The sequence below is a fragment of the Roseomonas sp. BN140053 genome (genome assembly GCF_047690175.1).
Taxonomy (GTDB): domain Bacteria; phylum Pseudomonadota; class Alphaproteobacteria; order Acetobacterales; family Acetobacteraceae; genus Roseomonas.
In genome coordinates this window covers 449,937-457,442 of sequence record NZ_JBLLEB010000001.1, presented here as the reverse complement: position 1 = coordinate 457,442, position 7,506 = coordinate 449,937, and the positions used below count along the sequence as shown (strand labels likewise).

At 73.9% G+C, this 7,506-nt stretch carries 7 protein-coding genes; all 7 read left to right on the top strand.

Annotated features, from left to right (window positions below; genetic code table 11):
* The coding region (locus tag ACLIBK_RS02145) for a hypothetical protein (RefSeq protein WP_415385551.1) at window positions 1–709 on the top strand (709 nt) is incomplete at its 5' end.
* 30 nt (window positions 710–739) lie between these two features.
* On the top strand, window positions 740–1,141 hold the full coding sequence (locus tag ACLIBK_RS02140) for a lysozyme inhibitor LprI family protein (protein ID WP_415385550.1): 402 nt from the start codon (window positions 740–742) through the stop codon (window positions 1,139–1,141).
* Window positions 1,142–1,253: 112 nt separating this feature from the next.
* A complete protein-coding gene (gene tolB / locus ACLIBK_RS02135) occupies window positions 1,254–2,606 on the top strand; it encodes a Tol-Pal system beta propeller repeat protein TolB (RefSeq protein ID WP_415385549.1) in 1,353 nt (450 codons plus the stop codon).
* 92 nt (window positions 2,607–2,698) lie between these two features.
* Window positions 2,699–3,190 carry a peptidoglycan-associated lipoprotein Pal gene (gene pal, locus ACLIBK_RS02130; RefSeq protein WP_415385548.1) on the top strand — a complete coding sequence of 164 codons (492 nt, stop codon included), beginning with the start codon at window positions 2,699–2,701 and terminating at the stop codon, window positions 3,188–3,190.
* 20 nt (window positions 3,191–3,210) lie between these two features.
* Window positions 3,211–4,107 carry a YbgF trimerization domain-containing protein gene (locus ACLIBK_RS02125; RefSeq protein WP_415385547.1) on the top strand — a complete coding sequence of 299 codons (897 nt, stop codon included), beginning with the start codon at window positions 3,211–3,213 and terminating at the stop codon, window positions 4,105–4,107.
* Window positions 4,108–4,168: 61 nt separating this feature from the next.
* Window positions 4,169–5,374 (top strand): tRNA lysidine(34) synthetase TilS, encoded by a 1,206-nt coding sequence (tilS, locus tag ACLIBK_RS02120; RefSeq protein WP_415385546.1) that lies wholly within the window; start codon window positions 4,169–4,171, stop codon window positions 5,372–5,374.
* Window positions 5,375–5,519: 145 nt separating this feature from the next.
* A complete protein-coding gene (gene ftsH, locus ACLIBK_RS02115) occupies window positions 5,520–7,445 on the top strand; it encodes an ATP-dependent zinc metalloprotease FtsH (RefSeq protein ID WP_415385545.1) in 1,926 nt (641 codons plus the stop codon).
* The last annotated feature ends 61 nt before the right edge of the window (window positions 7,446–7,506 follow it).

Sequence of the window (7,506 nt, the reverse complement as noted above, 5' to 3'; positions counted from 1 at the left end):
GACCCCGGAACCGGCGCGCCCGGAACCGCCACCGCCGCCCCTGCCGCCGCCGCCGGCCCCGCCGCCGCCGCGTCCCTCACCGCCGCAACCGCCGCGGCCGGAGCCGCCGCCGCCGCGCCCGGCGCCCACCCCGCCGGCGCCGCCCGCGCCGCCGCGGCCGGAACCGCCGCCCCCGCGCCCGACGCCGACACCCCCGGCGCCGCAGCCGACGCGCGACGCCGGCACCAGCCGCACGCCGCCGCCGCCCCGCCCGGCCGAGCGCAGCGACAGCGTGCTGAACACGCTGGAGCGGCTGCGCGCCCAGCAGCGGGCGCAGACCGAGGCCCCGCGCGCCCGGCCCAACCCCGAGCAGGGCGCGCCCTCGCGCGGCGGTGGCGCACCCTCCGGCACGGCCGCCCTGTCGGCCGGCGAGAAGGCCGCCCTGGCCGACGGCATCAGCGAGTGCTGGAACGTCGACGCCGGCGCCCCCGGGCTGAGCAACATCACCGTGTCCCTGCGGGTCGAGGTGGATGCCGGCGGCACCGTGCGCCGCGTGTCCCCCGGCAGCGGCGGCATCCCCTCCGACCCGCGCGCCCGGGCGGTGTACGAATCCGCCCGCCGCGCGCTGCTGGACGCCCGCTGCGCCACGCTGCGCCTGCCGCGCGACAGGCTTGAAGCGATCCGCGAAACGGAGTTCCGCTTCAACCCGCGCGACCTCGGCCTGCGCTGAAGCGGTCCGCGCTGAACCGGAGGACGTCGGATGCACCCGCTCACCCCCCTGGCCGCCACCGTTGGGCTGCTGCTCGCCGCCCTGCCGGCGCGGGCGCAGCCCAGCTTCAACTGCGGCGACGTCCGCACCGCGGTGGAGAAGACCATCTGCTCGGTTGACCGGCTGGGCGACCTCGACCGCCGCCTCGCCGAGCTCTACGCCCGCGCGCGGGTGGTGTCCCCGCAGGGCATGGGCGGCGACCTGGTGTCGGAACAGCGGGCCTGGGCCGCCGCGCGCAACCGCGATTGTTCACCGGGCACGGAGCGGGCCCGCAGCGCCTGCCTGCTCGGCTTCTACACGCAGCGCATCGAGGAGCTGGAGCCGCTCGCCGCCGGCGGGGGCGGTGCGGGCCTGCCGGGCGGCGCCAACACGGGCAGCGCCAAGCGGCCGTGACGGCGGGTTTCCCGTCCAGCGACGCTTCGTGACAGCGGCGGGGCTTGATTCCCGCGCCGAACACGGGATGTTCCGCCGCTTCGACACATCACCATCGGGAGTATGAGAGGCCATGGACTGCCGCCTGACACGACGCGCCGCGCTGCTGGGCGCTGCGGCGGCCGGCGTTGCCACCACCTCGCTCGGCCCCCTGGCCTGGGCGCAGCCGGCGCCGGGTGGCGGCCAGACCTCCGTGGTGGACGTGACGCGCGCCCGCACCGACCCGATCCCGATCGCCGTGCCGGCGATGGCGGGGCCGCAGGGATCGCAGATCGCCCAGGTGATCCAGAACAACCTGCGCAATTCCGGCCTGTTCCGCCCGGTGGACAACGCCGCCTTTATCCAGAGCGCCGAGGCCGCCTCCGCCCAGCCGCGCTTCCAGGACTGGAGCGTGATCGGCGCCAAGGCGCTGGTCACCGGCCGCGTGGCCGATGCCGGCGGTCAGCTGCGGGTGGAGTTCCGGCTGTGGGACGTCCTCCCCGGCGAGCAGATCCAGGGCACCGCCTTCACCGCGCCGGCCAGCCAGTGGCGCCGCATCGCCCACCTGATCTCCGACGTGATCTACGAGCGCCTGCTGGGCGAGAAGGGCTACTTCGACACCCGCATCGTCTACGTCGGCGAGTCCGGCCCGCGCGACCGCCGCACCCGGCGCCTGGCGATCATGGACCAGGACGGCGAGAACAACCGCTTCCTGACCGACGGCTCCTTCCAGGTGCTGACGCCGCGCTTCCACCCGAATGCGCGCCAGATCGCCTTCATGTCCTACTACCAGAACCAGCCGCGGGTCTTCCTGTTCAACCTGGACAGCGGCCGGCAGGAGGTCCTGGGCTCCTTCCAGGGCATGACGCTCTCCCCGCGCTTCTCACCCGACGGCCGCTCGGTGGTGCTGTCCCAGACGCGCGGCGGCGACGCCAACATCTTCGCGGTGGACCTCGGCTCGCGGCGCGAGCGGCAGCTGACCTCGGGGGGCGGGCTGGACGTGTCGCCCTGCTACAACCCCGAGGGCACGCAGATCGTGTTCAACTCGGACCGCGGCGGCGACCAGCAGCTCTACGTGATGGATGCCGGCGGCGGCGGGGCGCGCCGCATCTCCTTCGGCCGCGGCCGCTACGCCACCCCGGTCTGGTCGCCGCGCGGCGACCTGATCGCCTTCACCCGCATCTCCGGCGGCCAGTTCGGCATCGGCGTGATGCGGCCCGACGGCTCGGGCGAGCGCATCCTCAGCGAGGGCTGGGGCATGGAGGGTCCGACCTTTGCCCCCAACGGCCGGGTGCTGGCCTTCTACCGGGAAAGCCCGGCGCGCGACTCCCGCGGCAGCGGCTACGGCGCGCGGCTGTCGATGATCGACATCGCCGGCTTCAACGAAAGGCAGGTCGTGACGCCGACGGATGCAACCGATCCGTCCTGGTCGCCCTTGTTGTCGTGATCCCGGCCTGCTTGACCCGGAACGAACGCGGCCTGTAACGGCCACCCTGAGAAACCGACTCGCTCACTGAAGCCATGAGGAAGACCGAAGCGATGCAGATGAAGCTCCTGGGGGCCGTGGCGGCCCTCGCCCTGCTGGGCGCCTGTTCCAGCAACGACGACCAGGCCGGCGCGGCCACCGGCGCCGGTGCCTCGGCCGGCGGCACGGGCGCCCTGGGCTCCGTGCGCCCGGGCAGCCAGGAGGATCTGGTGGCCAATGTCGGCGACCGCGTCTTCTTCGACACCGACCAGTCCACCGTGCGCGGCGACCAGCGCGAAGTGCTGGCCCGGCAGGCCGTCTGGCTCGGCCGCTACCCGCAGGTCGCCGTGACCGTGGAAGGCCATGCCGACGAGCGCGGCACCCGCGAGTACAACCTCGCCCTCGGCCAGCGCCGCGCCAATTCCGCGCGCGACGGGCTGGTGGCCTCCGGCGTCGCCGGCAGCCGCGTGCAGACCATCTCCTACGGCAAGGACCGCCCGGCGGCCCTGGGCTCGGACGAAGGGTCCTGGGCGCAGAACCGCCGCGCGGTGACCGTGGTCCGCTGATCCGGCGGGTTTCGGTTTCCATGCGTCGCGCGCTGGCCACCGCCCTCGTCCTCCTCGCCCTCGCGCCCGGTGCGCGGGCGCAGGTGGAGAGCCGCGAGGGCATCACCCTGCAGAACCAGATCCTGCAACTCCGGCAGGAGCTGGAACTGCTGCGCCGCGGCGGGGGAGGCGGGGGCTATTCCTCCGGACCCTCCTCCCTGCCGCCCCCCAGCCGGGGTGGTGGTGGCCAGGGTGGCGGCGGCAGCGAGCTGGTAGCGTCCCTGCTCGCGCGGGTGGACGCGCTGGAGGATGAGACCCGCCGCCTGCGCGGCCGGGCCGAGCAGGCCGAGTTCCAGAATCGCTCGCTGCAGCAGAGCGTCGACAAGCTCCAGGGCGACCTGGACTACCGGCTGCAGCAGATCGAAGGGCGCGGCGGCAGCGCCGCCCCGTCCGGCGGTGCCCCCACCGCGCCACCACGGCAGCAGCAGGGCAGCAACACGCCGGCCAGCCCGCCCGCGGCCGGCCCGGCCCCGGCTGCGCCGGCCAGCACGCCGCGACCCCCGGAACGCGCCCTGGCGGACGGGCAGAGCGCCCTGTCCCGCCGCGACTACGGCGCGGCGGAAGCCGCGGCGCGCGAAGTGCTGTCCGCCCGCAACTCGCCGCGGGCCCAGGACGCGCAGCTGCTGCTGGGCGATGCGCTGGTGGGCAAGCGGGACTTCCAGAACGCGGCGCTCGCCTATGACGACGCCTACAAGCGCAACCGCCAGTCCAGCCGCGCCCCCGAGGCGCTGGTCGGCCTCGCGACGGCGTTCAACGGCTTCGGCGCCCGGCGCGAAGCCTGCCAGACCCTCAGCGACCTCGGCCGCGAGTTCCCGCGCTTGTCCGGGTCGGTGGCCCAGGAAGCGCAGCAGGTCCGGCAAAGGGCCGGCTGCCGCTGAGCAAGCCCGCGGCCGCCCTGGCGCCGCATACCGTCCTGAAGGATGTGGCGAGGGACGGCGGATGTTGAGCCCGAGCGTCGCCCTGCCGTTGGACCCGGCGGAGTTCGACGCCCTCATGGCGCCGCTCGGCCCCTTCGCCCCGGCACCGTGCCTCTGCGTCGGCGTTTCGGGCGGGCCGCACAGCCTCGCCCTGGTGCTGTTGGCCGGGCGATGGGCCGCGGCGCGCGGCGGGCGGGCCGTCGCCCTGGTGGCGGATCACGGCCTGCGCCCGGAAAGTGCCGCCGAAGCCGCCACCGTCGCGGCGCAGCTGACTGCACGGGGTATCGAGACCCACTCATTATCCCTCGGCCTGGCACCCGGCGCTGCCTTGCAGGACCGTGCCCGCGCCGCCCGGCTGGACGCCCTGCTAGCCGCGGCGGACCGGCTGGGCGCCCCCTGGCTGCTGCTGGGCCAGCATCGCGGGGATCAGGCGGAAACCACCCTGTTCCGGCTGCTGCGCGGGTCGGGCGAGCGCGGCCTCGGGGCCATGGTGGCGGCGCGCCCCGCGGCCCAGGCCCTGGTGCTGCGGCCCTTGCTCGACGTGCCGCCCGAAAGGCTGGAAGCCACGCTCGCCGCCGCCGGGCTGGTGCCGGTGCGCGATCCCTCCAACGACGACCCCCGCTTCGCCCGGGTGCGCCTGCGCCGCAGCCTGGCGGACCCCGGCGGGACTGGGCCCGCGGTCGCCGCCTTGGCCGAGGCCGCCGCCGCCTTCGCGGCCCGCCGCGAGCGGCGGGAGCCCGAGATCCTGGCCCGTGCCGCCGCGGCCGCCGTGTTCCACCCCGAAGGCTGGGCGGAACTGCACCCCGCAGTGCTGGGCGGGGACGCGATCGCCGTGGAACTCCTGTCCCGCCTCCTGCGAAGCGTGGCGGGCCGCGTGCACCCGCCGCCCCGGGCCGGCGTGGCGGCGCTGCTGCGACGCGGGGGCGGCACCCTGGCCGGCGCCCAGCGGCGCGCGGGCATCCTGTGCCGCGAGCCGGCGGCCTGCGCGCCACCCATCCCCGCCAGGGCCGGCGCGTGCTGGGACGGCCGCTGGCACTGCGCCGGGGACACGCCCGGCGGAACCCTGGGCGCCCTGGGGGACGACCTCGCCGCCCTGCCCCGCGACCTGCGCCGCAACCTCCCGGCCCTGGTGCTGCGCGGCATGCCCGCGCTCCGCCGGGGCGGGGAACTGCTGCCCTGGCCACCGCCCGGTGTGTTCTTCTCGCCGGCCGGCGGACCCTTCGCCTGACTGGCCGCCGGGACGCGCCGCCCCACCCCGCCGCCCGGCTTTTCCGGCGAGATGAGGAAACGGCAAGGTTGAGGTTCCAGAATGCCCCTGAGCTACCTATCTTGTGCGGAAGCCGGCATTCCCGGCGTCAGGACGGAAACACCCTGTGAACAATTTCGGCCGCAACCTTGCCCTCTGGGTCATCGTGGCACTGCTGCTGGTGGCGCTGTTCAACCTGTTCCAGCCCTCCGCCAGCACCCAGTCCCGCGGGCAGCAGGTCGCCTATTCTGAATTCCTGTCCGAGGTTTCGGCCGGCCATGTGCGCGACGTGCGCATCCAGGGCCGCATCGTGTCCGGGCAGCTGACCGACGGTCGCACCTTCTCCACCTACACGCCCGAGGACCCGCAGCTGGTCCAGCGCCTGACCGACAAGGGCGTGCGCGTCGAGGCCCGGCCGGAGGAGAGCGACGTCAACCCGCTCTTCCACTACCTGCTGAGCTGGTTCCCGATGCTGCTGCTGATCGGCGTCTGGGTGTTCTTCATGCGCCAGATGCAGGGCGGCGGCGGCCGGGCCATGGGCTTCGGCAAGTCCAAGGCCAAGCTGCTGACGGAGAAGCAGGGCCGCGTCACCTTCGAGGACGTTGCCGGCATCGAGGAAGCCAAGGGCGAGCTGGAGGAGGTCGTGGACTTCCTGCGCGACCCGCAGAAGTACCAGCGCCTCGGCGGCAAGATCCCCAAAGGCGTGCTGCTGGTCGGCCCCCCCGGCACCGGCAAGACGCTGCTCGCGCGCTCCGTCGCCGGCGAGGCCAACGTGCCCTTCTTCACCATTTCTGGCTCCGACTTCGTGGAGATGTTCGTGGGCGTCGGCGCCAGCCGCGTGCGCGACATGTTTGAGCAGGGCAAGAAGAATGCCCCCTGCATCATCTTTATCGACGAGATCGACGCCGTGGGCCGTCACCGCGGCGCCGGCCTGGGCGGCGGCAACGACGAGCGCGAGCAGACCCTGAACCAGATGCTCGTGGAGATGGACGGCTTCGAGAGCAACGAGGGCGTCATCCTGATCGCCGCCACCAACCGGCCGGACGTGCTGGACCCGGCGCTGCTGCGCCCCGGCCGCTTCGACCGGCAGGTCGTGGTGCCCAACCCCGACGTGAACGGGCGCGAGAAGATCCTGCGCGTGCACATGCGCAAGGTCCCCCTGGCCTCCGACGTCGACCCCAAGACCATCGCGCGCGGCACGCCGGGCTTCTCGGGCGCGGACCTCGCCAACCTGGTGAACGAGGCGGCGCTGCTGGCCGCCCGCACGGCACGTCGCACCGTGGGCATGCACGAGTTCGAGGCCGCCAAGGACAAGGTGCTGATGGGCACTGAGCGCCGCTCCCTCGTGATGAGCGAGGCCGAGAAGCGCATGACCGCCTATCACGAGGCCGGCCATGCCCTGGTGGCGATGCACGAGGAAGAGTGCGACCCCGTGCACAAGGCCACCATCATCCCGCGCGGCCGCGCTCTGGGCCTGGTGATGAGCCTGCCGGAGGGCGACCGCTACTCCAAGCACAAGTCCAAGCTGAAGGCGGAACTCGCCATGGCGATGGGCGGCCGCGTCGCCGAGGAGCTGATCTTCGGCGAGGACAAGGTGTCCAACGGCGCCTCGGGCGACATCAAGATGGCCACCGACCAGGCGCGCCGGATGATCACGGAATGGGGCATGTCCGACAAGCTCGGCATGATCGCCTACGGCTCGAATGACCAGGAGGTCTTCCTTGGCCATTCCGTGACGCAGTCGAAGAACCTGAGCGAGGCCACCGCCCAGGCGATCGACAGCGAGATCCGCTCGATCATCGACAGCGCCTACGCCCGGGCCAAGCAACTGCTGAGCGACAACATCGAGGGGCTGCATGCCCTGGCCAAGGGCCTGCTGGAGTACGAGACCCTGTCGGGCGACGAGATCCGGCAGGTGCTGCGCGGCGAGCCGATCGTGCGGGTCCGCCCGGACGAGCCGGTGAACCAGGGCCGCGGCAGCGTCCCGACCTCCGGCCGGCCGAACCCGCGTCCCAGCCCGGGTGGGCTGAACCCCGCGCCCTCCGGGGCGTGAGGGATCGGGGCGCCCGCGCAGGCGGGTGTCCCCGGGCGGGGGCTCCAGGGCCGCAGAACCA

Excerpts from the sequence above, each read along its gene's own strand:
- ACLIBK_RS02140 (WP_415385550.1), top strand. The coding sequence starts at position 740 with ATGCACCCGCTCACCCCCCTGGCCGCCACCGTTGGGCTGCTGCTCGCC.
- tolB (WP_415385549.1), top strand. The coding sequence starts at position 1,254 with ATGGACTGCCGCCTGACACGACGCGCCGCGCTGCTGGGCGCTGCGGCG.
- pal (WP_415385548.1), top strand. The coding sequence starts at position 2,699 with ATGCAGATGAAGCTCCTGGGGGCCGTGGCGGCCCTCGCCCTGCTGGGC.
- ACLIBK_RS02125 (WP_415385547.1), top strand. The coding sequence starts at position 3,211 with ATGCGTCGCGCGCTGGCCACCGCCCTCGTCCTCCTCGCCCTCGCGCCC.
- tilS (WP_415385546.1), top strand. The coding sequence starts at position 4,169 with ATGTTGAGCCCGAGCGTCGCCCTGCCGTTGGACCCGGCGGAGTTCGAC.